This is a genomic window from Streptomyces sp. NPDC030183 (assembly GCF_055573455.1).
In genome coordinates, this window is sequence record NZ_JBVIBK010000019.1 from 12,539 (window position 1) to 37,577 (window position 25,039).

The window sequence follows — 25,039 nt, forward strand, 5'->3', positions numbered from 1 at the left end:
GGCACGAGACCGGAGGGTGAGGGGCGCGGGCGCGGACGGGGCCCGGGCGGTCAGGCCAGGCGCAGGGTCGCCAGGAACTCGTCGACCAGTTCCCGGTCCCGGGGCTGGGTGAGACGGGCGCGGGCGGTGGCCGGCTCCAGCCAGAGCACGCGGTCCACCTCGCGGCTGGGGGTGAAGGAACCGGCGGTCGCCTCGGCCGCCCAGTAGCTGACCCGCTTGGCGCGCCCGCCCACGTAGTAGTGGGTCGAGGGCAGCCGCGGACCGGGCTCGCAGCGGTACCCGGTCTCCTCCTCGACCTCGCGCAGCGCGCCGTCGAGCGGGGCCTCGCCGCGCTTCAACTTGCCCTTGGGGTGCGACCAGTCGTCGTACTTCGGCCGGTGGACCAGGCAGATCTCCAGGTCCCCGGCGGCGGGGGAGCGGCGCCACAGGACGCAGCCGGCCGCGTGGATGACGTCGTCGCTCATGACGTACTCACCGCCTCTTTCTGCCAGGACTGCTGGAACGCGAAGCGGGCCGCCTCGACTTCGTGGCGCTGGTCGGCGTGCAGGACGCCGAGGGCGTAGGCCGTGGCCGGGGCGATCCGGGGGGTGCGGGCGGCGGCCGCCGCGGCGGAGGCCGCCTCGGAGGCGTCTCGGTGGCGGTTGAGGGCCTCGCCGGCCGCCAGGAGGCGTACGTCCACGGGGACCGCCTGGGGGTGGAGGACCTCCAGGGCGTAGCGGTGCAGGCGCAGCAGGAGCCGGACCTGGTGCCAGGGGGCGTCCTGGGGGTGGGGGGCGGTGTCGGGGGACAGGCCGTGGATGAGGGCCTCGGCGTTGTAGGGGTGGCCGGCGGTCAGCAGGGGGAGGCCGGCGACGGCGTCGCGGAGGCGGTCGTGGGCGGCGGCGGCCAGGGGGCTCAGGTCCATGGCGGACGCGGCCGGGGTGAGGGGGACCTCGCTGGCCAGGACGGCGACGCTGTCGGCGACGGCGTGGAAGCGGGACGAGCCGAGCGCCTGGAGGGCCGCCGAGTGGGCCCGGGTCCGGGCGAGGGTGAGCTGGCGGTCGAGGAGGGCGCCCGCCTTCGCGGCGCCGACGGTGAGGTTGCCGCGGTCGGGAGCGGCCGGGGGGCGGGTGCCGCCGGCCGGGCCCGCGCGTTCCGCCCCGGCGGCGCGGCCGGCCGATCCGGCCTGTGCGGGGAACCCGGTGGCGGCTCCGGACAGCCGGTTCAGGGCCGCCACCAGGCGGTCCAGCCGGGCCGCGTAGGCGTGCTCGCGGCCCAGGGTGCCCGACAGCCAGGCCAGTTCGGGACGGAGGGACTCCGACCAGTCGGCGTCGAGCAGCGGGCGGAAGGTGTGGAGGGTGCCGCTGATGCGGCGGGCCGAGCGGCGCAGGGCGAGCGCCGCGTCGGTGGACTCCTCGGCTCCGCCGACCGCGCCCCCACCGGTCTCCCGGTGGGTGCGCAGCGCGCGGAGGAACTCGGTGGCCTGGGACCGCAGATACCCGGCGAGGGCGTCGGCGGCGACGGCCGTGGAGTTCCTGGGGTCAAGGTGTTGCTGTGCCACGCCGGCGCCTCCGGGCGTCAATGAGCATCTCCTGGACGTTGCGCAGGGGCTGGCCGTCCGTGTCGGTCGAGTGCCGGGTCCACTCGCCGTCGGGGCCGAGGTGCCAGGAGGAGGTCGTGTCGGACATACCGGTCTCCAGCAGGCGGTTGAGGGCCGCCCGGTGGGCCGGGTCGGTGACTCGTACGAGGGCCTCGATCCGGCGGTCGAGGTTGCGGTGCATCATGTCGGCGCTGCCGATCCACACCTCGGGCTCGCCGCCGTTGCCGAAGGCGAAGATCCGGGAGTGTTCGAGGAAGCGGCCGAGGACGGAGCGGACGCGGACGTTCTCCGACATGCCGGGGACGCCCGGCCGTACCGCGCAGATGCCGCGCACCCAGATGTCGACGGGCACGCCGGCCTGCGAGGCCCGGTAGCAGGCGTCGATCAGGGCCTCGTCGACCATCGAGTTGACCTTGATGCGGACGTACGCGGGACGTCCGGCGCGGTGGTGCTGGACCTCCTTGTTGACGCGGGCGATCAGTCCGTCGCGCAGGGACTTGGGGGCGACGAGGAGCCGGCGGTACGTCTCGCGGCGGGAGTAGCCGGAGAGGCGGTTGAACAGGTCGGAGAGGTCCGCGCCGACCTGCTGGTCGGCGGTGAGCAGGCCCAGGTCCTCGTAGAGGCGGGCCGTCTTCGGGTGGTAGTTGCCCGTGCCGACGTGGCTGTAGCGGCGCAGGGTCTCGCCCTCCTGGCGGACCACCAGGGACAGCTTGCAGTGGGTCTTCAGACCGACCAGGCCGTAGACGACGTGGCAGCCCGACTCCTCCAGCTTGCGGGCCCACTTGATGTTGGCCTGCTCGTCGAAGCGGGCCTTGATCTCGACCAGGACGAGGACCTGCTTGCCGGACTCGGCGGCGTCGATCAGCGCGTCCACGATCGGGGAGTCGCCGGAGGTCCGGTACAGGGTCTGCTTGATGGCGAGGACGTCCGGGTCGGCGGCCGCCTGCTCCAGGAACGCCTGCACGGAGGTGGAGAAGCTGTCGTACGGGTGGTGCAGCAGGACGTCCCGCTCGCGCAGCGCGGCGAAGATGTCGGGCGGCGACGCCGACTCGACCTCGGCGAGGTCGCGGTGGGTGCCGGCGATGAACTTCGGGTACTTCAGCTCGGGCCGGTCGAGGGCGCCGATGCCGAAGAGGCCGGTGAGGTCGAGGGGGCCGGGCAGCGGGTACACCTCGGCCTCGGAGATCTTCAGCTCGCGGACCAGCAGGTCGAGGACGTACCGGTCGATGGACTCCTCGACCTCCAGGCGCACCGGCGGCCCGAAGCGGCGCCGCATGAGCTCCTTCTCCAGGGCCTGGAGGAGGTTCTCGGCGTCGTCCTCCTCGACCTCCAGGTCCTCGTTGCGGGTGAGGCGGAACGTGTGGTGCTCCAGCACCTCCATGCCCGGGAACAGCTCCTCCAGGTGGGCCGCGATCACGTCCTCGATGGGGACGTAGCGGCTGGGGGACGCCTCCAGGAAGCGGGAGAGCAGCGGGGGGACCTTGACGCGGGCGAAGTGGCGGTGGCCGGAGACCGGGTTGCGGACGACCACGGCGAGGTTCAGCGACAGGCCCGAGATGTACGGGAAGGGGTGGGCCGGGTCCACGGCGAGGGGGGTGAGGACCGGGAAGATCTGGTGCCGGAAGAGCGTGAACAGGCGGGCCTGCTCCTTCTCGGTCAGCTCGCCCCAGCGGACCACGTGGATGCCCTCCTCGGCGAGCGCCGGGGCGATGTCCTCGTGGAAGCAGGCGGCGTGCCGGGCCATCAGCTCACGGGAGCGGGCCCAGATCATCTCCAGCACCTCGCGGGGCTGGAGGCCGGAGGCGGACTTGGTGGCGACGCCGGTGGCGATACGGCGCTTCAGACCGGCCACCCGGACCATGAAGAACTCGTCCAGGTTGCTGGCGAAGATCGCGAGGAACTTGGCCCGCTCCAGCAGGGGCGTGTTCGGGTCCTCGGCGAGCTCCAGGACACGCTCGTTGAAGGCGAGCCAGCTGCGCTCCCGGTCGAGGAAGCGGTTCTGCGGCAGGCGGTCGCCGTCGTACGGCGCCTCCTCGTAGGCGTCGAGGTCGGCGTCCATGTCGGGTTCGAGATCGGAGACGACCGCGGCCACCGTGTGCGGGCGGTGCGCGGCTATGGAGCCGACGGACGGCTGCGCGTGCTGGACCTGTGCCTGGGCGTTGGACTGGCTCATGGCACCATTCTTCCGCGCCGCGAGCATCACAGGCGCGTCGGAGAGGGCCACAGGGAGCGCGACGGCGTTCCCGGCGATGTCCGCGTCGATCCGCGCGACGACGTCGTCGCTGACGCCGGGGCGCGCGGCGGTGGGCGCGGGGCGGCCGCTCCCCGCGCTCTTCCCGTTGCTTGGGCCGTTGCGTGGGGGAGGCGAGGGCTCGGGCGGGACGGGGTTCATTGCGGAAGCGTCGCAAGGTCGTCTGAATCGCCGGTTACGGAGACCTTACGTGCGGGATAGCGCAGGGAGGCCCGCCGGTTCCCCGGGCGTGCGCCCCCGGCCCGGGATGTGCGCCGCCGCCTCGCCCCGCACCGGTTCACGTCCGCGGCACGCCCCTCCCCCCGTAGGAGGGGCGTGCCGGGTCAGGGTCGCCGTCAGCGGGTGCGGCGGCGCAGCAGCCAGTAGGCGGCGCCGGTGGCCACGGCGGCGACGGCGAGGACGACGCCGGTGGTCATCAGGTGCAGGGGCCAGAAGTGGGAGGCCGGGTGGTCGTCGGGGAACAGGATCTCGCCGGTGCCGGAGAGGGTCCTCGCGGGCCACAGCTCGTGCCAGTGCCTGTCGACGTACAGGTGGAACCAGAGGACGAAGCCGAACGCCACCGCCAGGGCGGGCAGGGAGCGCCGCAGGGCGATGCCCGCGAGGGCGCCGACGGCCAGGGCGCACAGGGCGTACGCGAGGACCGCGGGGCCGCGGTTCAGGAAGGGGTCGGGGTCGTACCACTCGCCGCCCCGCAGCTCCCCGCTCGCCGACCAGAACCAGCGGTAGACCAGGACCAGGACGGTGGTCCCGACGGTCAGCGCGACGGCCGGCACCGCGAGCTTGGCGGTGAGCCAGCGGGTGGGGGTGAGGGACTGGGCCCAGGCCAGCTGGGCGGTGCCCCGCTCCAGCTCGCGGCCGATGAGGGAGGCACCGGCCCAGGCGGCGATGCCGTAGGAGGAGTAGGCGATGAGGGTGCCGATCCAGCCCTCGTTCATGGAGTGGCTGAACGTCATCACGTCGATGCACCCGCCCTCCACCCTCCGGCAGGCGTCCAGCTCGGCGCGCACCCGCGCGGCCGAGACGTGGTGCACCCAGAGCATCCAGCCGGTCATCAGCAGGACGTACGCGCACCACACCAGCAGGGCCGGGCGGTGCACGCGCAGCACGGTCCAGGTCAGGCCGCGCGGGCGGCGGCCTTTACGGGCGGCGGTGGCGGCGACGGCGGTCGTCATGACGTACCTCCCGTACGGCGGCGCAGCAGGTGGAAGGAGGCCAGGACCAGCAGGGCGGTGACGGCGAGGACGATGCCGGTGGTCATCAGATGCAGGGGCCAGAAGTGGGACTGGGGGTGCACCTCGGCGTACAGGTCGGTGAAGCCGTTGTCGGCCATGCACCTGGCGTAGCCGGCGTCGGTGTCGACGTCGAAGCAGGTCAGGTCATTGATCCGGGCACCCGAGCCGGTGACCGCTCCCAGCTCCAGCTGGTCGGCCGACATCGGCAGCCGGCTCGCGGCGGTGCCGGTGAGCGTCTTCGCCGGCCACAGCGTGTTCGACCGCTCGTCGAGGTACAGGTGGAGGCAGACGACGAAGGCGAGGGCCGTGCCCAGCGCCGGCAGCGCCCGCTTCAGGGCCAGGCCCGCCAGCGCGCCGACGGCCAGCGCGCACAGGGCGTACGCGACGACCGCGGGGCCACGGTTGACGAAGGGTTCGCTGTCGTACCACTCGTCGCTGCGCACCTCTCGGTTCGCCGACCAGATCCAGCGGTAGACCAGCATCAGCACCGTGGTGCCCACGGTGAGGGCGACCGCGGGAACCGCCAGCTTGACCGTCAGCCAGCGCGTCGGGGTGACCGACTGGGTCCAGGCCAGTCGGGCCGTGCCGTGCTCCAGTTCGCGCCCGGTCAGGGAGGCACCCGCCCAGGCGGCCACGGCGTAGGAGGCGTAGGCGACGAGGGGGCCGATCATGGACATGCCCTGAGTGAAGGGGAACACGTCGAAGTCGACGCAGCCCCCGTCCCGCCCCAGGCAGGTGTCGCGCGCGGCGCGCGCCTGCGCCCCCGAGACGTGGTGCACCCAGAGCATCCAGCCGGTCATCAGCAGGACGTACGCGCACCACACCAGCAGGGCCGGGCGGTGCACGCGCAGCACGGTCCAGGTCAGGCCGCGCGGGCGAGGGCCTTTACGGGCGGCGATGGCGGCGACGGCGGTCGTCATGACGTACCTCCCGAACGGCGGCGCAGCAGGTGGAAGGAGGCCAGGACCAGCAGGGCGGTGACGGCGACGACGACGCCGGTCTCGACGAGCTGGAGGGGCCAGAAGTGGGAGGCGGGGTGGTAGTCGCGGTAGTGGCCGACGACATCCTCCCCGGGCATGCATTCCGTGCTGGCCATGCAGAGGTCGGGGACCCGGACACCGCTGGGGGTGATGCCGCCCTCCTCGACGGTCATGCCGAGGTAGGCGGGGTGGCTCAGAGCGGACTGGGTCGTCGCGGTCCTCGCCGGCCACAGGTACGGCCGGGCCAGTTCGAGGGCGTACAGCAGACCGCCGAGGGCGAAGAAGCCGTAGCCCATGGCGGCCAGGGAGCGGCGGGTGAGCAGGCCGGCCAGGACGCCGACGGCGAGGCCGAGCAGGACGTGGGCGAGGGCGACGGGACCGTTGCCGATGAAGATCGAGCTCTCGTGCCACTGCCAGACGCCCCGCGTCCCCCACTGGTCGGTGTGGGCCTGCCACATCGTCCGGTGCAGCTGGACGAGCAGGAGCGTGCCGGAGGAGAGCACGGCCGCGGGGAGGGCGAGCTTGGCGGCGAGCCAGCGGGCCGGGGTGACGGACTGGGTCCAGGCGAGTTTCGCGGTGCCGTTCTCCAGCTCCCGACCGATCAGCGCGGCCCCCGCCCAGACGGCGACGAGCATCGGCGCGATGGTGATGATCGCGGAGCCCAGGTACAGGGCCGTGTCGTACAACTCGATCGCGGGGGCGTTGAGGTTGCAGCCCTCGTCCACCACTCCGTTGTCGCAGCCCCCCGAGGTGTACGCGGCCCAGGCGGCGTCGCCGCCCGCCACCGCGGCCCACAGCAGGCACCCGGCGGCCACGGCGACGAGGAGCGCCCAGAACCACAGGGCCGCGCTGTGCAGGCGCAGCAGTGTCCAGGTCAGTCCGCGCGGGCCGCCTCCCGCGCGGGACGCGGCGGTCGTGAGGGCGGTCACGCGGCGCCTCCCGTGCGGTGGCGCAGCAGGTGGAAGGAGGCCAGGACCAGCAGGGCGGTGACGGCGACGACGATGCCGGTCCCGACGAGCTGGAGGGGCCAGAAGTGGGAGGAGGGGTGGGAATGGGCCCAGTAGCCGACGACGTCGCTCCGCCCGCAGTCGAAGTCCTCGCAGAGGGAGTTCGAGATCCGGTCGCCCGAGGCGGTGACGACGCCCCGGTCGACGAGCATGCCGGTCCACCGCGGCTCCGAGGCGGTCGCACGGGTCTCCGCCACGGGCCACAGGTGGTGCCGGTTCCCCTGGAGCACGCCCATGAGGGCGGCCGTGCCCGCGAAGCCTGCGGCGAGCGCGGGCAGGGAGCGGCGGAGCAGCAGGCCGGCCACCACGCCGGTGGCCAGGGCGAACAGGGCGTAGGCGGTGGCGAGGGTGCCGTTGCCCGTGAAGGTGGTGTACCCGAACCAGTCCCGGGTGCCCACCGCGTCCCGGAGCGGCTCCTCCCGCCACCACACCAGGCGGTTCAGCAGGGTCAGCAGGACCGTCCCGGAGACGATCAGGGCGGCCGGGACCGCCAGCTTGGCGGCGAGCCAGCGGGCCGGGGTGACGGACTGGGTCCAGGCCAGGTTCGCGGTGCCGCTCTCCAGCTCGCGGCCGATCAGCGAGGCACCGGCCCAGGCCCCGATCAGGAGCGGCGCCACGGTCAGCGCGGCGGGAGCCAGGCTGACGACCAGGTCGTAGTGCTGGTACGCGGGGCCCATGTCGCAGTAGTCGGCCTCCTTGCAGCCACTCCTGAGGTAGGCGTCCCAGACGGCGTCGTACCCCGGCCCGGCGGCCCACAGCAGTCCGCCGCCGATCAGCACCAGCAGCAGCCCCCAGAACCACAGCGCCGACTGGTGCGGGCGGAGCACCGCGCGGGCCAGGGCACGGGCGGGGTGCGCGGGGCGACGCTCCGGTGCCCCGGCGGACACCACGGTCACGGCGCTCATACGGAGGCTCCGCGGGTCTGCGCGCCGTTGGTCTCGCCCTGGTCGCCGTCGATCCCGCCCTCGTCGTCCTCGTCCGTGAGGGTGAGGGCCGGGGCGCCGGGGGAGCGCAGATGGGCGAGGACCAGCTCCTCCAGGGTCGGCTCGGCGGTCTGCCAGCCGGCGGCGATCCGCCCCTCGGGGCGTATGAGCGCGGTGAGCTGACGGCCGGTCGTCCGGGACTCGACGACGGTGTGCGGGGCGAGGTCACCGGTCGGGCCCGTGACCAGGGTGTGTGCGGCGATGAGGGCGTCCAGCGGGCCGGCGAGGCGGACGCGACCGCCGCCGAGGAGGAACAAGTGGTCGCAGGAGCCTTCGAGTTCGGCCACGACGTGCGAGGACATGACAACCGTGGTGCCGTGTTCGGCGGAGTCCGCGAGCAGGGTGCCCATCAGCTGGTGTCGGGCGAGCGGGTCGAGGTCGGCCATCGGCTCGTCCAGCAGCAGCAGTTCGGGCCGCTTGCCGAGGGCCAGGGCGAGGGCGACCCGGGTGCGCTGGCCGCCGGAGAGGGAGCGGATCTTGGAGCCGAAGTCCAGCCCGCCCTCCTCGACGATCCGCTCCGCGACGGCCGCGTCCCAGCGGCGGGGGTTCAGCTCGGCGCCCATGCGCAGGGTCTCGGCGACGGTGAGCTGCGGGTACAGGGGCTTGTCCTGGGCGACGTACGCCATGCGTTCGCGGGCGGCCGACGGCGTCGTGCCCAGCACGCTGATCGCGCCCTCGGTGGGGGCGAGCAGGCCGGCCGCGTGGGCCAGCAGCGTCGACTTGCCCGCGCCGTTCGGTCCGACGACCGCGCAGACGCGCCCCACCGGGAGCCGCAGCGTGCAGTCGCGCAGCGCCCAGCCCTTCTGCCGCCACCCGAACCTCTTGCCGAGTGCGGCCGCCTCGATGGCCGTGTCGGTCATGCCTCGTCCCCCTGATCTTCCTTGAAGTGTTCGTCCAGTACGGAGGTGAACAGCGCCTCGACGTCGCCCCGTTCGAGCCCGGTCTCCTTGGCCCGGACGGTCCACTGAGCCAGCTCCTCGCGCAGCGGGGAGTCGACCGGATGGGCGCCCAACGACTTCCGTACGAAGGTGCCGAGGCCGCGGCGGGCCTCGACCAGGCCCTCGCGCTCCAGCTCGCGGTAGGCCTTCAGCACCGTGTTCGGGTTGATGGCGGTGGCCTCCACGACCTCGCGGGCCGTGGGGAGCTTGTCGCCGGGTTCCAACAGGCCGAGCCGCAGGGCCTGTTTGGTCTGCTGGACGATCTGCACATAGGTGGCGACACCGCTGCGCCGGTCGATGCGGTACTCGACCACTCGAACAACCACCCTTTCACTAATTGAGTAGTGAAAGGGTGGTGCAAGAGAGGGGGCGGTGTCAACACACCGCCCCCTGCCTGTGGACGACCTCCGCCGGGGGAGGCGCAGGCCCCCGTCCCGTGCGTCAGGTTTCGCTGCGGTACATCAGATCCGTCTCGTACGTCACGAATCCGAGGCGTTCGTACACGGTCACCGCCGCCTTGTTGTCCGCGTCGACGTAGAGCATCGCGGTCGGCAGGCCCTGTGCGGCCAGGTGGCGCAGGCCGATCGTGGTGAGCGCCTTGCCGAGGCCGCCGCCCTGGGCGCCGGGGCGGACGCCCACGACGTAGACCTCGCCGAGCTGTTCGGCGGCGTGGACCTTCGTCCAGTGGAAACCGGCGAGTTCGTCGCCCCGGAAGGCCAGGAAGAACCCGGCCGGGTCGAACCAGGGCTCTGCCTTGCGGTCGTCGAGGTCGCGCTGGGTGAGGGAGCCCTGTTCGGGGTGGTGGGCGAACGCCTCCGCGTTCGCGGCGAGCCAGGCCGCGTCGTCCTCGCCGGGCACGAAGGCGCGGACGGTGACGCCCTCGGGGAGGGCCGGCTCCGGGGGGTCGAAATCGGCCAGTGAACGGCGCATCTGGCGCAGTTCGCGGAAGAGGGTGAGGCCGAGGACCTGGGCGAGATGGCGGGCCGCGGAGTGCCCGCCGTGCGCCCACACCCGCAGGCGCTTGCCGGACTCGGCGAGCAGCGCCGAACCGAGGGCCCGGCCGTGGCCGTGGCCCCGGTGCGAGGGGTGCACGACGAGTTCGGCGGCGGGGGCCTCGACGGGGTCGGTGTCCTCCAGTTGGGCGTAGCCGACCAGGGTGTCGCCGACGGTGAGCAGGAGGTGGCGGACGCCTTCGCGGGGGCCGCCGCGGAGTTGGAGGCGGCCCTGCTCGGACACCGCGGGCTGGCCGTCGACCTGGGCGGCCTCGTCGAGGAGGTCGAGGACGGCCGTCCTCTGGTCGGGGGTGAGTTCCAGGCGGGTCTCGATACTGCGGGCGGCTGAGTGGGGCCGGGCGGTGTCGTCGCTGGTCATGGGTTCGAGATTAACCGGGGGCCGCGCCGGGAGGGCGCCTCGGAACGGGGTCGGTTCCCGGGGGTGGCGGGCGGGGGATGTGGATGGCCTGATCCCGCCTGCGCGGAGGGGCGGCGGGTGGCGTGAAGCTGCCTGCGCGGAGGAGTGGCGGGAACCGGCCGTGCGGAGGGGCGGCGGGTGACGGGAACCGGCCGTGCGGAGGAGCGGCGGGTGGCGTGAATCGGCCACCGTGCCCGAGCCGTGCCGGGGGTTCCGGGCGGACCGTACGCCCCGTTTTGTCAACCATCCTCCTCGATGGCAACCAGGTCGTAACCATGAACCCCCTGTCGCGCTACGCGCGTTGAATCTACGCTTCGGGCCGACGGGGCCTGTTCTCACGTTTTCCTTACGTCTCTTACGAACCAGGGGGGCACATGTCAGCCACACCCCACGCGCAACGCCGTGGCAGCCGCCGCAACCGGATCGTCGCGGTCGCGGCCGGTCTCGCGACCGTCGGCGCGCTGGCCGCCGCGCTCCCGGCGAGCGCCGGTGAGGCCAAGCCGGGCAAGACCGAGCCGAGCCGGTACCAGGACGTTCAGCTGCTGTCGTTCAACGACCTGCACGGCAACCTGGAGCCCCCGGCCGGTTCCTCGGGCCGGGTGACCGAGCTGCACGAGGACGGGACGACCACGACGATCAACGCCGGTGGTGTGGAGTACCTGGCCACGCATCTGCGCGACGCCCGCGGGGACAACCCGTACTCGATCACGGCGGCCGCCGGTGACATGGTCGGCGCCTCGCCGCTGCTGTCGGGCCTGTTCCACGACGAGCCCACCATCGAGGCGCTGAACAACCTCGACCTGGACGTCACGAGCGTCGGCAACCACGAGTTCGACGAGGGCGCCAAGGAACTGGCCCGCCTGCAGAAGGGCGGCTGCCACCCCACCGCCGGCTGCTACGTCAAGGGCAAGAAGTTCAAGGGCGCGGACTTCCCGTACCTCGCCGCGAACGTCATCGAGAACAAGACCAAGAAGCCCCTCCTCAAGCCCTACTGGGTGTGGAAGAAGAACGGCGTCAAGATCGGCTTCATCGGTGTGACCCTGGAGGACACGCCGGGCGTCGTCTCCGCCGAGGGCGTCAAGGGCCTCACCTTCAAGGACGAGGTCAAGACGATCAACAAGTACGCCAAGGAGCTGGAGCGCCAGGGCGTGAAGTCCGTCGTCGCGCTCATCCACGAGGGCGGTGCCCCCGCCTCCACGTCGTACAACTACGACTGCGACTCGCCCGGCGCCGGTGACGGCATCTCCGGCCCGATCGTCGACATCGCCAAGAACATCACCCCGAAGGTCGACGCCCTCGTCACCGGCCACACGCACGCCGCGTACGCCTGCACGATCAAGGACCCGTCGGGCAAGCCGCGCATGGTCACCTCGGCCGCGTCCTTCGGCCGCCTCTACACCGACACGACGCTGACGTACGACCGCAAGACCGGCGACATCTCCCGTACGGCCGTGAAGTCCGCCAACCACGTCGTCACCCGTGACGTGGCGAAGGCCGCCGACATGACGGACCTCATCAACCGGTGGAACACGCTGGCCGCGCCCATCGGCAACCGGCCCATCGGCTACATATCCGCCGACATCCCGAGCACCGGCACCGAGTCCCCCATGGGCGACCTCATCGCCGACGCGCAGCTCGCCGCCGGCAAGAAGCTGGACCCGGAGACCGACCTCGCGCTGATGAACCCCGGCGGTGTCCGCGCGCCCCTCACCTACGCCGCCAAGGGCAGCGAGGGCGACGGCGTCGTCACCTACGCGGAGGGCTTCACCGTCCAGCCGTTCTCCAACACGGTGAACCTGCAGAACTTCACGGGCGCCCAGCTCGTGCAGATCCTCAAGGAGCAGGTCAGCGGCTCCAACGCGGCCTCGCCGAAGATCCTGCTGCCGTCGACCGGCTTCACGTACACGCTGGACATGACGAAGACCGGCGCCGACCGGATCGTCGTCGACTCCATCAAGCTCAACGGCGCGGCCCTCGACCCGGCCGCCACGTACCGCGTCGCGACGAACAGCTTCCTCGCGGGCGGCGGCGACGGCATCACCACGCTGGGCCAGGGCACCAACGACCTGGTCGGCGGCGACGACCTCGCCGCGCTGGAGGCGTACCTGCTCGCCAACTCCTCGGCGGGCAACCCGATCGCCCCGCCGGCGGCCAACCGCATCACGATCGTCAGCTAGTCGCCGGCCGGCTGTTCGGTTCGCCGTGCCAGCCGAATCCCCGCGTCCCCGAGTCTCAGGGGCGCGGGGATTCGCGTTCGCTGTCTTCGCGTCTCGCTCAGACGCCGACGGGGGTCCGCTCCACGGGGGTCCGCTCCACGGGGATCCACAGCTCGGCATCCGCCTCGGTGGCGTCCTCCGAGAGACGGGTACGGAGTATCTCCGGGCCCGGTCGGCTCCGGTACGGGTTGGACGGGAACCACTGGGTGAAGACGTCCCGCCAGAGGTACTGGAGGGCCTGCGGGAACGGGCCGGAGCTTTCGAAGACCGCCCACGAGCCCGCCGGGACGAGGAGCGAGTCCAGGTCGTCCGGGACGTCCGGTGCGGCGGCCGACGTCACCACGGCGTGGTAGTAGTCCAGTTCGGTGCCCTCCGCCCGGCTCGGGTCGAGGTTGTCGCTCACCCCGAGGATGCCCGCCGGCTCCTCGTCGGAGAGGGCGGCGATCCGCTCGATCGTGTCCCGCCCGAGCCCGCGCACGAACTCGACGATCCCGGGGTTCATCCCCTCGTGGACCAGCGGCACCCTCACCTTCCTCCCCACCACACGGAACTCCTCCTTCTCCACGACCCGGTATCGCATGCTGCTCCTCCCTTCGACGACGAGACGGAAGGACATCCGAGGCTGCGACCGCAGCGCCGCGCGGTCCCGCCGGGCCTCGCCCGGCCCCACCCCGTGCATCGCCTTGAACGCCCGTGCGAACGCCTCGCCCGAGCCGTAGCCGTGGCGCACCGCGATCTCCAGCAGCGTCCGCTCCCCCGCGAGCACCTCGGCGCCCGCGAGGGTGAGCCGCCGGCGCCGGACGTACTCCGAGAGCGGGATCCCCGCGAGTGCGGAGAACAGCCGCCGGAAGTGGTACTCCGACGTGGCCGCGATCCGGGCCAGCTCGGTCACCTCGATCGGCTCGGCCGACTCGGCGAGCCGTGACTCGATGTGGTCCAGGGCCTGGTTCAGCCGCTCCAGCACCTCGGTCTCCTTCCCTTGCGCCGTCCACGCTAGGAAGAGGACACCGCACCGCACCCGACATCCTGTGCCCGGTCGGGTCAGTCCGGGTCCGGGACGGGGGCCGAGGTCCCGTCGAGCCGTCGCCCCCGGCTGACGGCGATCCGTACGACGTCCTCCAACGACTCCACGGCCCGCGTGAGCGCGAACCGCAACGCCCGCTCCCCGGCCACCGGGTCCGCCAGTACGGCCCTGCCACCGGCCGCGACCTCCTCCGCCGACCCCAGCTGCATCGTCTCCACGTGGTCGGCGAGCAGGGACAGGGTGCCCGGGTGCACGGTGTCCGGGTCGAGATAACAGGGCTTGCCGTCGGGGGAGGTCCAGGGCAGCAGCCGCAGCCCGGGCATCACGCGGACACCCCGTCGAGGTCCACGCCGTAGACGTACAGCTCCTCGGGGCTCAGCACGTAGGGCCGTACGAAGTTGTCGTAGGGCTCGAAGGGCCAGAGGTCGTCGATGGGTTTGAGGGAGGGGAGCGGAAGGGGTTCGGGTGGCTCGTGGGTATCCACAGGCTGTGGGTCCACGGCGGTGTGCCGTTGCATGAAGACCCGGAGTCTCGCGACGAATCCGCGCATGGCAAAGCGTCCCCTTCTCGTCTCAGGGTTATTTCAGGGTCGGAATGACGAGCGGTGATTACCGTTCGCGATCAGATCGTCACGGCTGCGGCGTACGTTGGGGAAGAGGCCAGGCGTTGCCTGGAGCGCCAGACAACGGGGAGGGGTGACGTGAGCGAATCGGTTGACGGGATGGCGGAGTCGGGCCGGGCGGTGCTGGGTCAGGCCCTGCGCTTCCTGAGGGAGAAGGCGGGCAGGACGCTCGGGCAGTTGGCCGACGAGACCGGGTACGACAAGAGCTATCTGAGCCGCCTGGAGTCGGGTGAGCGGCTGTCCAAGCTGACTGTGATGGAAGACCTGGACGGGTATTACGGCTCCGCTGACCTGCTGGTCTGTCTGTGGAAGGTGGCTCGGCTCGACGCCTTCAAGGACAAGTACAAGGAGTACATGCGGCTGGAGGCGTCAGCCCGGATCGTGCATGTGTACACCCCGGACGTGCCGGGGCTGTTGCAGACGGAGGAGTTCGCCCGCGAGGTGTTGTCTGAGCCCCAGACAACACCCAAGGACGCTGAAGTGATCGAGGAGCAGGTGGCTGCGCGCCTGGGGAGGCAGCTGCTGTTGAACAGGGATCCGGCGCCCAGCATCCGCTTCGTGATCGATGAACCGGCGCTCCGACGTCGGGCCTCCAGCGCGGAGACCTGGCACGGCCAGTTGCTGCACCTGGAGGCAGCGGCCCAGCGGCCCAATGTGGTGATTCAGGTGCTGCCGTTCACCGCGGGAATCCACCACTTCGTGGGGAAGGGATCGCTGACCCTGTTGTGGCAGCCGGACGCAACCGCCGTGGCCTACACGGAAGGTGACAGCAGCGGACTGTTGATGGACGATCCGGAGGACGTGCTGCACCACCGTTTGTCCTACGATCGGCTTCGGGATCTGGCACTGTCCCCCTCGGACTCGCTGACGTTCATCAGGGACGTACTGAAGGAGCACAGATCATGACGCGCACCCCCGATCTCAGCACCGTCACCTGGCGCAAGTCGAGCTACAGCGACGGGGGAGCGAACAACTGCCTGGAGGTCGCCGACGGCCCCCTCCACCTGGTCCCCGTCCGCGACAGCAAGGCCCCGAACGGCCCGGTGATCGTCTTCGACGCGACCTCGTGGATTGCCTTCCTTCCGTCCCTCCAGGCTGGTGTTCATCCCCTGAGGTGAACCGGTATGGATCACGGTGGAACAGATCTTCCTGGCAGGAAGGCGGGGAGAGCCCTATGTCATCTCCGGCGGAGGCGTGGTCGCGCCCGGCAGTCGGACCGTGGCCAGCGTGCCGCCGCCCTCCGCTCGGGTCAGGGTCACCTCGCCGCCTGCCTGTTGGATCGTGCGGGCCACGATGGAGAGGCCCAGGCCGGAGCCGGGGAGGGCTCTCGCGCTGGGGGAGCGCCAGAAGCGGTCGAAGACGTGGGGGAGTTCGTCGGCGGGGATGCCGGGGCCGTGGTCCCGGACCGTGAGGACGCCCGCCTCCAGCGCCACATCGATCGTGCCGCCCTCGGGGCTGAACTTCACCGCGTTGTCCAGGATGTTGACGATCGCCCGCTCCAGGGCTGAGGGCTCGGACCGTACGTACCAGGGCTGGAGGTCCGCCGTGATGGTCAGCTCAGGCCCCCGCAGCCGGGCCCGGCGCAGCGCGGCCTCGACCGTCTCCTGGAAGTCGACGATCTGGAGCCGGCCGCCGTTCTGACCGGAGTCGGAGCGGGACAGCTCCTGCAAGTCCCCGATCAGCGAGGCCAGTTCCGTCATCTGGGCCTTCACCGAGGCGAGCAGGGCCTTGCGGTCGTCGGCCGGGATGGGGCGGCCCGTCTCCTCGCTGCGGCTGAGCAGCTCTATGTTCGTCCGCAGGGAGGTCAGCGGGGTGCGCAGTTCGTGGCCCGCGTCCGCGATCAGTTGTTGTTGCAGGTCACGGGAGCTGGCCAGGGCGCTGGTCATCGAGTTGAAGGAGCGGGACAGCCGGGCGACCTCGTCCTCGCTCTCGTCCTCCACCGGGATACGGATGCTCAGATCCTCCGTGCGCGCCACGTGCTCGACGGCTTCCGTGAGCTTGTCGACGGGGCGCAGCCCCGCCCGGGCCACGGCCAGTCCGGCCGCTCCGGCGCCGACGACTCCGATACCGGAGACGAGGAGGAGGATCAGGGCGAGGTCGTTGAGGGTGGCCTGGGTGCCGTGAAGGGGGAGGGCGGCGATCAGCGCCGCGTTGGACAGCTGGCCCGTGTCCGGATCAGCGATACTCACCGGCTGGGTCTTGACGCGTACGTCGTTCCCCTTGGTGTCGGTTCCGTTGTGGTAGATGGCCTCGGTGCGCTCGGTGCCGTTCACGACCTCCATGTCGGTGGGGGTCACCTTGACCAGACCGGAGGAGAAGTCCAGGACACAGGACTTCCCGTCGTCCAGGACCACCTGGAAGTAGGTGTTGCGGGGGCCGAAGCGGGGGTTCTGCTCACTCACGGTCTGTGTGCAGTTGTTGACCGCGTACCTGGCCTGGTCCTGGATCGCCCCCATGCTCATGGCCTTGTCGAGTTCGTCGTCGACCAGGTCGTACAACTTCCCCCGCACGATGAACCAGCACGTCACCGATACCGCCGCCACCGCGAAGGCGACCGCCGCCGCGACCAGGAGGGACAGGCGGGTGCGGATCGGCAGGGTGCGGTAGCGGCGCAGGATCCTCCTCACTCCGCGCCGCCTTGCCGCAGGACGTACCCCACGCCCCGCACCGTGTGGACCAGGCGGGGCTCGCCCGCCGCCTCCGTCTTGCGGCGCAGATACATGACGTACACGTCGAGGGAGTTGGAACTGGGCTCGAAGTCGAAGCCCCAGACGGCCTTCAGGATCTGCTCGCGGGTGAGGACCTGGCGCGGGTGCGCCATGAACATCTCCAGCAGCGTGAACTCCGTACGGGTCAGCTCCACGGGCCGGTCGCCCCGCCGCACCTCACGGGTCGCCAGGTCCATCCGCAGGTCCGCGAAGGTGAGCGCCTCGTCCTCCCGGTCCGTCTCGGCGACGGCCGCCGCGTACGAGCTGCGGCGCAGCAGGGCCCGGACGCGGGCGAAGAGTTCGTCCAGCTCGAAGGGCTTGACCAGGTAGTCGTCGGCGCCCGCGTCGAGCCCGGTGACACGGTCGCCGACCGTGTCGCGGGCCGTCAGCATCAGGATGGGGGTCGTGTCGCCCGCGCCGCGGATCCGGCGGGCGGCGGTCAGGCCGTCCATGCGGGGCATCTGGATGTCGAGGATCACCAGGTCCGGCCTATACGCGGTCGCCTTCTCCAGCGCGTCCGCGCCGTCGACCGCGACCTTCGTGTCGTACCCCTCGAAGGCGAGGCTGCGCTGGAGTGCTTCGCGCACCGCCGGCTCGTCGTCGACGATGAGGATGCGCTGGGGTTCACGGTCGCCTTCGGCGGGGCTCATGGTCGTGTCGTTCCTCGGGTGCGGTGGGGCATGGCGGGGGAGAGGGAGTGAGGAGTGGTCGATCCGGACTCAGCCTCGCACGTTCCAGGGCGCCGGGTCGGGCACGGCTGTGGATAAGTCGAGCCTCAACCGATCATCCGACAGTCGTGCGGTCGATCACCCGACAGTCGCATGGCGGTCGCCCTCAGTCCGAGCCGCCCGCCCGCAGCGTGCTCAGGTCGGACTTGACCGTGTTGATCGGGATGGCGAAGCCGAGGCCCGCGCTGCCGGCGTCGCCCGAGGAGGACGCGGAGTACATCGCGGAGTTGACGCCGATGATGTTGCCGTTCATGTCGATCAGGGCGCCGCCGGAGTTGCCCGGGTTGAGGGACGCGTCGGTCTGGATCGCCTTGTACGTGGTCGTCGAGGAGCCGGTGTCACCGTTGAACTCCTGGCCGCCGAACTCGAACGGCCACCCGCCGCCACCGTCCTGCTGTTGCTGCCGGCCCTGGTCCGTGGGGACGGTCACGTCACGGTCGAGCGCGGAGACGATGCCGCTGGTCACCGTGCCGGTGAGCCCCTCGGGGGAACCGATCGCCACGACCTGGTCGCCGACCTTGACCCCGTTGCTGTTGCCGAGGGTCGCCGCCTTCAGCCCGGAGGCGTCCCGCAGCTTGATGAGGGCGAGGTCCTTCTTGCTGTCGGTGCCGACGATCTCGGCGGAATACGTCTTGCCGCTGTGGGTCGTCACCTTGATCCGGGAGGCACCGGAGACCACGTGGTTGTTCGTGACGATCTCGCCGGTGCTGGTGATGATCACACCGGAGCCGGTGGACTCACCCTCGTTCGAGGCGGCGTTGATCTCCACGATGCTCGGGCTGACCGCCGAGGCCACCCCGGCGACCGTGCCCTTCTGGCTCGTCGGCACCACACTCGTGCTGGTCGAGCTGGAGGCCACGGTGTCGTTGCCGGTCAGCTCCTGGATCCCGTACGCCGTACCGCCGCCGATCGCCGCCGCCACGATCGCCACGGCCGCCACCAGCGCGAGGGGGCCCTTGGCGCGCTTCTTCGAGGCGGGCGAGGACGAGGACGAGGCCGCCGTCGCGGGAGCGGCACCGGAGGGCACCGCCTCGGAGAGAGGAGCGGTCGGGGCCGAGCCGTACGCGGACGTCGGCGTCGGCGGGGTCGGCGCGTAGGCCGGCGGGGGCGGCCACTCCGGGTTCACCGGAGACGTGCCGTGCTGCTGCTGGTCACCCTGATAGGGGTTCTCGTGTTCGCCGCTGCGGCGGAAGCTCTCGGTCATGGCTCAGAGCTTGACGCGCCACCATGAGAGCTCCCTGAGTGCTCCCTGAGAAGCCCGGCAGAACCTCGTATGTCCCATATAAAGGCGCCCGGCCCCGTCACAGCCCCGGACGCAGGAAAACGTGGGAAACAAAGGCTCGCGGACGGCTGATGCCGGTGCGCCCCTACCGCTTCACACGCACCCGCAGGACCGCCGCGTGACCAGCTTCGACGGGAACAGCTTCACCCGCTCGCGGCGGGAGCCCGCCACCCGGAGGCCGTCGTCGAGGACGAGGTCGACCGCGGCGCGGGCCATGCCCGTGCGGTCCGTCGCGACCGTGGTCAGCGGCGGGTCCGTCAGCGCCGCTTCCTTCACGTCGTCGAAGCCGGCCACCGCCAGCTCGCCGGGCACCTCGATGCGCAGTTCGCGCGCGGCGCGCAGCACACCGATGGCCTGGTCGTCGGTGGAGCAGAAGATGGCCGGGGGCCGGTGCGGGCCGGAGAGCAGGTCGAGGGCCACGTTGTACGCGTCGTAGCGGTTGTAGGGGGCCTCGAAGAGGCGCCCCTCCGTGGAGATGCCGGCCTCGTCCATCGCGCGGCGCCAGCCCTCCACGTGGTCGGAGACGGGGTCGCCGACCAGGGGGGTCTCGGCGATGCCGCCCAGACAGGCGACGTACTCGTGCCCGTGCGACAGCAGATGCTCCACGGCGAGCTGGGCGCCGCCGAGGTCGTCGGTCACCACGGCGACGTCGTCGATCGCCTCGGGCCGCTCGTGCAGCAGCACCACGCGCGCGTCCCACGCCTCTATCTCGGCGGCGGCGTTGTCGTTGAGCGCGTGGCTGACCAGGATCAGCCCGGAGACACGCATCCCGAGGAACGCCCGCAGATAGTGGACCTCGCGCTCGGCGATGTAGTCGGAGTTCCCGACGAGGACCATCTTGCCGCGCTCGGCGGCCGCCTGTTCGACCGCGTGCGCCATCTCGCCGAAGAAGGGCTGACGGGCGTCCGGGACGATCAGGCCTATCAGCTCGGTGCGCCGCGAGGCCATGGCCTGGGCGACCCGGTCGGGCCGGTACCCCAGTTCCTTGATCGCGGCGAGGACACGCTCGCGCGTGGCCGGGGCGACCGGCCGGGGTCCGTTGTTGATGACGTAGCTGACGACGGCGGTGGAAGTTCCCGCCAGTCGCGCCACATCATCCCGAGTCACCTTGGCCACGCGCGGAGTCTACGCGGATGGACCGCCCCTGGGCAGGGCGTACGAGGGCTCGACTGCGCCACACGCGTGCGTCCGCCGTGCGCCGAGGAGGGGGCGGGGCGGCGCACTACGCCTCGGCCGCGACCTCGGCGGCCTCCAGGGGCGCCGTCTCGTCCGCATCCTCCGCCTTTGAGCGTCCGGCCTTGGCCTTCGCCTCGTCGGCCGCGCGTTCGCCCTTCTCGGGCGTAACGAATCGATAACCGACGTTCCGGACGGTGCCGATCAGCGACTCGTGCTCGGGGCCGAGCTTGGCGCGCAGCCGCCGTACGTGGACGTCCACGGTGCGCGTGCCGCCGAAGTAGTCGTAGCCCCAGACCTCCTGCAGCAGCTGGGCGCGGGTGAAGACGCGGCCGGGGTGCTGGGCGAGGTACTTGAGGAGCTCGAACTCCTTGAAGGTGAGGTCGAGGACGCGGCCCTTGAGCTTGGCGGAGTACGTCGCCTCGTCGACCGACAGGTCGCCGTTGCGGATCTCCATCGGGGAGTCGTCGTTGACGATCTGCTGCCGGCCCATGGCGAGCCGCAGCCGTGCCTCCACCTCGGCGGGGCCGGCGGTGTCGAGGAGGACGTCGTCGATGCCCCAGTCGGCGGTGACGGCGGCGAGGCCGCCTTCCGTGACGACGAGGATGAGCGGGCAGCCGGGCCCGGTGGAGCGCAGCAGCTGACACAGGCTGCGGACCTGCGGGAGATCACGGCGTCCGTCGATGAGGATCACGTCCGCACCGGGGGTGTCGACGAGGGCGGGGCCTTCCGCCGGGGCCACGCGCACGTTGTGCAGCAGCAGGCCGAGAGCCGGGAGCACCTCCGTCGACGGCTGGAGGGCATTGGTCAGGAGCAGCAGAGAACTCATACGTCTGGTTCCTCCTCGGTCCCTGCGAGGACGTTTACGGCACTGCGAACTGCACTGCGGAACTTCACAGCGGTCTGCTCTGCGTTCCCGGGGGCCCGTACACCTGCGGTCACCTGGTGTTTCCCGCTTCGTATACAACGCTTCCGAAAGCACAAAAGGACCCGGGGGCTACGTTGCCCGAGTCCTCTGTCCAGCAGAATAGCCCACATGAGCGCTGGTCCGGCAGGTGATGTGACGCGATCTTCCGATATCCCGGACTCTGAGACGGGGTACCGAACCGCTTCCGGGCCGCCGAAGAACCCTCTGCGCAGGTTTCTGAGCACGGAAGACGGGGTGAATATCGAGGCCGTATACAACCCGGGCACGGTCGTATACAACGCCTCTCACTCTCTCTCCGACGACACCGGAAAGCCACTCGGAAGTCATCCGGCGATCGTCGTCGCGCATGGTTTCACGGGCGGTGTGGACCGGCCGCATGTTCGAAGAGTGGTGTCGGCCCTCACCCGGTACGGCTCCGTCGTGACCTTCTCCTTCCGCGGCCACGGACGGTCCGGCGGCCACTCCACGGTCGGCGACCGCGAGGTCCTCGACCTGGCGGCGGCCGTCCGCTGGGCCCGCGCCCTCGGACACGAACGCGTCGCCACGGTCGGCTTCTCCATGGGCGGGTCGGTCGTCCTGCGTCACGCGGCCCTGCCCGACGCCGGCACCGACGCGGTGGTCTCGGTCAGCGCGCCCGCCCGCTGGTACTACCGGGGGACGGCTCCCATGCGACGCCTCCACTGGCTGGTCACCCGCCCCGCGGGCCGCCTCGTCGGCCGCTACGGCTTCCACACCCGCATCCACCACCGCGAGTGGAACCCGGTGCCGCCCTCGCCGGTGGAGTCGGTCCCTCTGATCGCTCCGACGCCACTGCTGATCGTCCACGGCGACAGGGACGGCTACTTCCCCGTCGACCACCCCCGGATGCTCGCGGAGGCAGCGGGCGGGCACGCGGAACTGTGGCTGGAGGAGGGCATGGGCCACGCGGAACACGCGGCCACCGGGGAATTGCTGGACCGGATGGGGGACTGGGTGGTGCGAAAGGGGCTGGACGGCACGATCCGCCCGCGGTTTCTCCACGGCACGGACTCCCCCGTAGCCTGATGCCCGTCACGACTAACCAAGAGGAACGCAGATGCCAAAGGGCACCGTCCGCTACTGGGCCGCGGCCAAAGCCGCCGCCGGCATCTCCGAGGAGCCCTACGACGCGGACACCCTCGCCGAGGCCCTCGGCGAGATCAGCGAGCGCCACCCCGGCGAACTCGTCCGGGTGCTGAGGCGCTGCTCCTTCCTCGTCGACGGGAACCCCGTGGGCACCCGTGACCATGAGACGGTACGTCTGGCCGAGGGCGGCACGGTCGAGGTGCTCCCGCCGTTCGCAGGAGGGTGACCCCCAGATCATGAGCAACCAGCCGTACGGGTACGAGGGCCACCAGGGGCACCCCGGCTACGACGCCCAGCAGCAGCCGGAGCAGCAGCCGCCGTACGCGGCGCAGCAGTGGCAGGGGTACGACGAGGACCAGGCCGCCCACGCGCAGCAGTACACCCAGCAGTGGGACGGCCAGACCTGGGAGACCCAGACGCAGCCGCGGACCGCCCCCTTCGCGGCGAACCTGACGGAGACGGCGTACCTGCCCCCGCAGCCGGACGGCCGCCCCGCGCAGTACGCCGCGGACCACCAGGCCGGACAGCAGGGCCAGCCCGGACAGCATGGGCACACCGGGCAGCATCGGCAGGCCGGTCCGCAGGGGCAGCAGGGGCAGGCCGGTCCGCAGGGCCAGGCGTACCCGCACGGTCAGGGGTTCCCCCAGGGGCAGGCGCCGGGGGCTCCGCACGGCCACGCCCAGGGCGGCGACCCCGCCCACTCCTCCGGCTCCGGGGCCGGGCCCGCGTACGGGCCCCCGACGCTCACCGGGAACGCGCGGATCACCGACGCGCAGCGGGCGCGGGCCGAGGGACGGTCGCCGATCATCGAGCCCGGCATGCAGCCGGCGCTGATCACGGCCGTCCTGGGTCTGCTGCTGGCGGGCGCGGCGGCGATCGGGGAGTACGCGCTCGCCGTACCGCTGGTGATCCTCCAGGCCGTGACGGCGGCGGGCTGGTTCCGGCTGAACGGCATGTGGCCGGCCCGGCAGGGCATCGTGCTGGCGTTCGCCGGTGCGCTCGCGGCGGACGCGGCGCTGTTCGTGGCCGGGCGGGAACACGCGCCCGCGGCGATCCTCGGGACGCTCGGCGTCTGGGTGCTGCTCGGGATCGTGCTCGGGCTGCGCAGCCACGCGGACCCCGACGAGCGGCTGTACGGCCTGATGGCGACGGTCGCCTCGGCGGCGCTCGCGATCATCGCGACCGGGTATCTGGCGGCCACCGCGAACGCGGTCACGGTCGGCGGGGTCGCTGTGGCGGTGGCCGTGGTGGCGCGGGCGCTGCCGCTGCCGACGGCGGCATCGGTGGTGGTGGCGCTGCTGGCGGCGAGCGGTGCGGGGGTCGCCGTCGGCGGAACGACCGAACTCGGCAGCTCCGGGGCGCTGCTGGGCGCGGGGGCCGGGCTGTGCGCGCTGGTCGGCCACCGGGTCGCCGCCTACGACTACCCGTCCCGTTTCGTGCACTTCACGGCGGGGGTGGCGCTGCCGCTCGCCGCGGCGGCGCCGGCGGTGTATCTGCTGGGCCGGGCGCTGGGCTGAGGCCGGGCGCCTTGTAGCTCGGGGCGCGCTGTTTGTTCGGCCGACCTGTGTCGGCGGTGCGGGTGCGCGGGGGCTGGTCGCGCCGTTCTCGCGCCCCTGAAAAGCACCCGGGGCTGCGCCCCGTGCTTTTCACGCGACCAGCGCTCACCCACCCGTACCCGAAGCCCGGTCCACCCCGGCCCGCGTCCTGTCACAGGTGATCAACAACGTTCACGAACCGACGCCCGTTTTACCGCCGCGCGATTACCCTCGCCCGGAGCGGCCACTCTGGTCGTTGAAGGACGAGCGGGCCGCCGAGTGGACAACGTGGGGAACACCGAGAGATGCGCGCACTGCGGATACTTGTGATCGTCGCCGTGATCCTGGGCGGCCTCTTCGTGGTCGCCGACCGCGTGGCCGTCGGGTTCGCCGAGGACGAGGTCGCCCGGAAGCTGAAGAGCAGCGAGGGCCTGACCGCCACCCCGGACGTGTCCATCAACGGCTTCCCCTTCCTCACCCAGGTCGCCGGCGGCGAACTGGACGACGTCGAGGTCGGCATCTCGGACTACGAGGCCACCACCGGCAAGTCCGACGAGAGCATCCGCATCGCCGACCTGACGGCGCACATGCGCGGCGTGGAGTTCTCCGGCGACTACAGCTCCGCCACGGCCGCCTCCGCCACCGGCACCGCGACCATCGCGTACGACGAGCTCCTCAAGGCCGCCAAGTCCGAGCCCACCCGGGTCGCCCCCGGCACCACCGCGCGCGTGGTCGGTCTCTCCGACGGCGGCAACGGCAAGATCAAGGTCGCGATCGAGGCCGACATCCCGATCCTCGGCAAGAAGACGTTCCCCGTGCTGAGCACCGTGAGCGTCAAGGACGACTCCGTGGAGGTGCGCGCCGACTCGCTGCCCGAGCTCGGTGCCGCGCTGGCCGAGAACGCGGTCCGTTCGATCACCGACTTCCAGCAGGCCATCGACGACCTGCCCGGCGGTATCAAGCTCGACAAGGTGGAGGCCGCGCCGAACGGGGTGGACATCTCGGTGAAGGGTTCGAACGTCCGGCTGGCCGGGTAGTCCGGTAGCTGCGAGCAACCCCGGAGCACCCTGGAGCACCCCCGAGCAGCCGGGGAACGCGAGGGCCAGAGTGGGCGGGCCGAGAGGCTCCGCGTCCGACAGGCGAGACGGCGGTGTCCGTACCGCAGATGTGACGACGGCCGCGCCGGCCCGCGAGCCCCTTGCGTATCGCCGTTCCGGGGAACTCATCCCACAATCCGGACGATCGCGTCTCAGAATACGACATGCCGGTGACACGCCCGCCTGTCCGTCCCTACGATCGACAACCATGAAGCGACAGGCGGATCTCACGAAGCGGCGGG

25 protein-coding genes are annotated in these 25,039 nt (G+C 71.5%); 7 read left to right on the forward strand and 18 right to left on the reverse strand.

Going from position 1 to position 25,039, the window contains the following annotated elements; genetic code table 11:
- Positions 1–50: 50 nt before the first annotated feature.
- The 10 genes from ACZ4Z2_RS22935 to mshD form a co-directional block, all read right to left on the reverse strand.
- On the reverse strand, positions 51–464 hold the full coding sequence (locus ACZ4Z2_RS22935) for an NUDIX hydrolase (protein WP_468078507.1): 414 nt from the start codon (positions 462–464) through the stop codon (positions 51–53).
- Positions 461–1,540 carry a CHAD domain-containing protein gene (locus ACZ4Z2_RS22940; RefSeq protein WP_468078508.1) on the reverse strand — a complete coding sequence of 360 codons (1,080 nt, stop codon included), beginning with the start codon at positions 1,538–1,540 and terminating at the stop codon, positions 461–463. Before ACZ4Z2_RS22940 ends, ACZ4Z2_RS22935 begins: the two co-directional genes overlap by 4 nt.
- The gene (locus tag ACZ4Z2_RS22945; protein ID WP_468078509.1) at positions 1,521–3,971 is read right to left on the reverse strand and encodes an RNA degradosome polyphosphate kinase; all 2,451 of its coding nucleotides are present in this window, start codon (positions 3,969–3,971) and stop codon (positions 1,521–1,523) included. The genes ACZ4Z2_RS22940 and ACZ4Z2_RS22945 overlap by 20 nt, the downstream gene beginning before the upstream one ends.
- A gap of 194 nt (positions 3,972–4,165) precedes the next feature.
- Positions 4,166–5,002: an ABC transporter permease gene (locus ACZ4Z2_RS22950; protein WP_468078510.1), complete on the reverse strand. Its 837-nt coding sequence runs from the start codon at positions 5,000–5,002 to the stop codon at positions 4,166–4,168.
- Positions 4,999–5,982 (reverse strand): ABC transporter permease, encoded by a 984-nt coding sequence (locus tag ACZ4Z2_RS22955; RefSeq protein ID WP_468078511.1) that lies wholly within the window; start codon positions 5,980–5,982, stop codon positions 4,999–5,001. The genes ACZ4Z2_RS22950 and ACZ4Z2_RS22955 overlap by 4 nt, the downstream gene beginning before the upstream one ends.
- Positions 5,979–6,971 (reverse strand): ABC transporter permease, encoded by a 993-nt coding sequence (locus ACZ4Z2_RS22960; protein WP_468078512.1) that lies wholly within the window; start codon positions 6,969–6,971, stop codon positions 5,979–5,981. The genes ACZ4Z2_RS22955 and ACZ4Z2_RS22960 overlap by 4 nt, the downstream gene beginning before the upstream one ends.
- Positions 6,968–7,954, reverse strand: a complete 987-nt coding sequence (locus ACZ4Z2_RS22965) for an ABC transporter permease (protein ID WP_468078513.1) — start codon at positions 7,952–7,954, stop codon at positions 6,968–6,970. Before ACZ4Z2_RS22965 ends, ACZ4Z2_RS22960 begins: the two co-directional genes overlap by 4 nt.
- Complete coding sequence (locus ACZ4Z2_RS22970; protein ID WP_468078514.1) at positions 7,951–8,892, reverse strand: ABC transporter ATP-binding protein; 942 nt, start codon at positions 8,890–8,892, stop codon at positions 7,951–7,953. The genes ACZ4Z2_RS22965 and ACZ4Z2_RS22970 overlap by 4 nt, the downstream gene beginning before the upstream one ends.
- Positions 8,889–9,284 (reverse strand): GntR family transcriptional regulator, encoded by a 396-nt coding sequence (locus tag ACZ4Z2_RS22975; RefSeq protein ID WP_099963468.1) that lies wholly within the window; start codon positions 9,282–9,284, stop codon positions 8,889–8,891. The genes ACZ4Z2_RS22970 and ACZ4Z2_RS22975 overlap by 4 nt, the downstream gene beginning before the upstream one ends.
- Before the next feature lie 127 nt (positions 9,285–9,411).
- Positions 9,412–10,341 (reverse strand): mycothiol synthase, encoded by a 930-nt coding sequence (mshD, locus tag ACZ4Z2_RS22980; RefSeq protein WP_468078515.1) that lies wholly within the window; start codon positions 10,339–10,341, stop codon positions 9,412–9,414.
- A 413-nt stretch (positions 10,342–10,754) separates the two neighbouring features.
- On the opposite strand from mshD, the gene ACZ4Z2_RS22985 reads away from it, so the two are divergent.
- Positions 10,755–12,557: a bifunctional metallophosphatase/5'-nucleotidase gene (locus tag ACZ4Z2_RS22985; RefSeq protein ID WP_468078516.1), complete on the forward strand. Its 1,803-nt coding sequence runs from the start codon at positions 10,755–10,757 to the stop codon at positions 12,555–12,557.
- Positions 12,558–12,654: 97 nt separating this feature from the next.
- Here ACZ4Z2_RS22985 and ACZ4Z2_RS22990 read toward each other — a convergent pair whose 3' ends face one another.
- The 3 genes from ACZ4Z2_RS22990 to ACZ4Z2_RS23000 form a co-directional block, all read right to left on the reverse strand.
- Entirely contained in the window at positions 12,655–13,560 is a 906-nt protein-coding gene (locus ACZ4Z2_RS22990; protein ID WP_468078517.1) for an AraC family transcriptional regulator, read from the reverse strand.
- Positions 13,561–13,637: 77 nt separating this feature from the next.
- Positions 13,638–13,943, reverse strand: a complete 306-nt coding sequence (locus ACZ4Z2_RS22995; protein ID WP_468078518.1) for a hypothetical protein — start codon at positions 13,941–13,943, stop codon at positions 13,638–13,640.
- A complete protein-coding gene (locus ACZ4Z2_RS23000; protein ID WP_468078519.1) occupies positions 13,943–14,104 on the reverse strand; it encodes a hypothetical protein in 162 nt (53 codons plus the stop codon). Before ACZ4Z2_RS23000 ends, ACZ4Z2_RS22995 begins: the two co-directional genes overlap by 1 nt.
- A gap of 120 nt (positions 14,105–14,224) precedes the next feature.
- On the opposite strand from ACZ4Z2_RS23000, the gene ACZ4Z2_RS23005 reads away from it, so the two are divergent.
- Both ACZ4Z2_RS23005 and ACZ4Z2_RS23010 read left to right on the forward strand, forming a co-directional pair.
- Positions 14,225–15,148 (forward strand): helix-turn-helix domain-containing protein, encoded by a 924-nt coding sequence (locus ACZ4Z2_RS23005; RefSeq protein WP_468078520.1) that lies wholly within the window; start codon positions 14,225–14,227, stop codon positions 15,146–15,148.
- The gene (locus tag ACZ4Z2_RS23010; protein WP_468078521.1) at positions 15,145–15,360 is read left to right on the forward strand and encodes a DUF397 domain-containing protein; all 216 of its coding nucleotides are present in this window, start codon (positions 15,145–15,147) and stop codon (positions 15,358–15,360) included. Before ACZ4Z2_RS23005 ends, ACZ4Z2_RS23010 begins: the two co-directional genes overlap by 4 nt.
- Before the next feature lie 54 nt (positions 15,361–15,414).
- Here ACZ4Z2_RS23010 and ACZ4Z2_RS23015 read toward each other — a convergent pair whose 3' ends face one another.
- From ACZ4Z2_RS23015 to ACZ4Z2_RS23035, 5 genes are all read right to left on the reverse strand, one after another.
- Positions 15,415–16,869 carry a sensor histidine kinase gene (locus ACZ4Z2_RS23015; protein WP_468078522.1) on the reverse strand — a complete coding sequence of 485 codons (1,455 nt, stop codon included), beginning with the start codon at positions 16,867–16,869 and terminating at the stop codon, positions 15,415–15,417.
- On the reverse strand, positions 16,866–17,600 hold the full coding sequence (locus ACZ4Z2_RS23020; protein WP_468078523.1) for a response regulator transcription factor: 735 nt from the start codon (positions 17,598–17,600) through the stop codon (positions 16,866–16,868). The genes ACZ4Z2_RS23015 and ACZ4Z2_RS23020 overlap by 4 nt, the downstream gene beginning before the upstream one ends.
- Positions 17,601–17,784: 184 nt before the next feature.
- Complete coding sequence (locus ACZ4Z2_RS23025; RefSeq protein WP_468078524.1) at positions 17,785–18,882, reverse strand: S1C family serine protease; 1,098 nt, start codon at positions 18,880–18,882, stop codon at positions 17,785–17,787.
- 171 nt (positions 18,883–19,053) lie between these two features.
- The gene (locus ACZ4Z2_RS23030) at positions 19,054–20,076 is read right to left on the reverse strand and encodes a LacI family DNA-binding transcriptional regulator (RefSeq protein WP_468078525.1); all 1,023 of its coding nucleotides are present in this window, start codon (positions 20,074–20,076) and stop codon (positions 19,054–19,056) included.
- 106 nt (positions 20,077–20,182) lie between these two features.
- The gene (locus tag ACZ4Z2_RS23035) at positions 20,183–20,962 is read right to left on the reverse strand and encodes a response regulator transcription factor (RefSeq protein WP_468078526.1); all 780 of its coding nucleotides are present in this window, start codon (positions 20,960–20,962) and stop codon (positions 20,183–20,185) included.
- Positions 20,963–21,169: 207 nt separating this feature from the next.
- On the opposite strand from ACZ4Z2_RS23035, the gene ACZ4Z2_RS23040 reads away from it, so the two are divergent.
- The 4 genes from ACZ4Z2_RS23040 (at position 21,170) to ACZ4Z2_RS23055 (ending at position 24,737) form a co-directional block, all read left to right on the forward strand.
- A complete protein-coding gene (locus ACZ4Z2_RS23040) occupies positions 21,170–22,105 on the forward strand; it encodes an alpha/beta hydrolase family protein (RefSeq protein ID WP_468078527.1) in 936 nt (311 codons plus the stop codon).
- 31 nt (positions 22,106–22,136) lie between these two features.
- Positions 22,137–22,391, forward strand: a complete 255-nt coding sequence (locus tag ACZ4Z2_RS23045) for a MoaD/ThiS family protein (RefSeq protein ID WP_468078528.1) — start codon at positions 22,137–22,139, stop codon at positions 22,389–22,391.
- A gap of 10 nt (positions 22,392–22,401) precedes the next feature.
- Positions 22,402–23,682, forward strand: coding sequence for a hypothetical protein (locus ACZ4Z2_RS23050; protein WP_468078529.1), 1,281 nt, complete (start codon positions 22,402–22,404; stop codon positions 23,680–23,682).
- 323 nt (positions 23,683–24,005) lie between these two features.
- Positions 24,006–24,737 (forward strand): LmeA family phospholipid-binding protein, encoded by a 732-nt coding sequence (locus ACZ4Z2_RS23055; protein ID WP_468078530.1) that lies wholly within the window; start codon positions 24,006–24,008, stop codon positions 24,735–24,737.
- Positions 24,738–25,039: the final 302 nt, after the last annotated feature.

Bases quoted from the DNA above. Each gene is read 5' to 3' on its own strand.
- ACZ4Z2_RS22965 (WP_468078513.1), bottom strand. From the start codon at position 7,954: ATGAGCGCCGTGACCGTGGTGTCCGCCGGGGCACCGGAGCGTCGCCCC.
- mshD (WP_468078515.1), bottom strand. From the start codon at position 10,341: ATGACCAGCGACGACACCGCCCGGCCCCACTCAGCCGCCCGCAGTATC.
- ACZ4Z2_RS22985 (WP_468078516.1), top strand. From the start codon at position 10,755: ATGTCAGCCACACCCCACGCGCAACGCCGTGGCAGCCGCCGCAACCGG.
- ACZ4Z2_RS23025 (WP_468078524.1), bottom strand. From the start codon at position 18,882: ATGACCGAGAGCTTCCGCCGCAGCGGCGAACACGAGAACCCCTATCAG.
- ACZ4Z2_RS23010 (WP_468078521.1), top strand. From the start codon at position 15,145: ATGACGCGCACCCCCGATCTCAGCACCGTCACCTGGCGCAAGTCGAGC.
- ACZ4Z2_RS22955 (WP_468078511.1), bottom strand. From the start codon at position 5,982: ATGACGACCGCCGTCGCCGCCATCGCCGCCCGTAAAGGCCCTCGCCCG.
- ACZ4Z2_RS23020 (WP_468078523.1), bottom strand. From the start codon at position 17,600: ATGAGCCCCGCCGAAGGCGACCGTGAACCCCAGCGCATCCTCATCGTC.
- ACZ4Z2_RS22950 (WP_468078510.1), bottom strand. From the start codon at position 5,002: ATGACGACCGCCGTCGCCGCCACCGCCGCCCGTAAAGGCCGCCGCCCG.
- ACZ4Z2_RS23055 (WP_468078530.1), top strand. From the start codon at position 24,006: ATGCGCGCACTGCGGATACTTGTGATCGTCGCCGTGATCCTGGGCGGC.
- ACZ4Z2_RS23035 (WP_468078526.1), bottom strand. From the start codon at position 20,962: ATGAGTTCTCTGCTGCTCCTGACCAATGCCCTCCAGCCGTCGACGGAG.
- ACZ4Z2_RS22945 (WP_468078509.1), bottom strand. From the start codon at position 3,971: ATGAACCCCGTCCCGCCCGAGCCCTCGCCTCCCCCACGCAACGGCCCA.
- ACZ4Z2_RS23045 (WP_468078528.1), top strand. From the start codon at position 22,137: ATGCCAAAGGGCACCGTCCGCTACTGGGCCGCGGCCAAAGCCGCCGCC.
- ACZ4Z2_RS22935 (WP_468078507.1), bottom strand. From the start codon at position 464: ATGAGCGACGACGTCATCCACGCGGCCGGCTGCGTCCTGTGGCGCCGC.
- ACZ4Z2_RS22995 (WP_468078518.1), bottom strand. From the start codon at position 13,943: ATGCCCGGGCTGCGGCTGCTGCCCTGGACCTCCCCCGACGGCAAGCCC.
- ACZ4Z2_RS23050 (WP_468078529.1), top strand. From the start codon at position 22,402: ATGAGCAACCAGCCGTACGGGTACGAGGGCCACCAGGGGCACCCCGGC.
- ACZ4Z2_RS23040 (WP_468078527.1), top strand. From the start codon at position 21,170: ATGAGCGCTGGTCCGGCAGGTGATGTGACGCGATCTTCCGATATCCCG.
- ACZ4Z2_RS22970 (WP_468078514.1), bottom strand. From the start codon at position 8,892: ATGACCGACACGGCCATCGAGGCGGCCGCACTCGGCAAGAGGTTCGGG.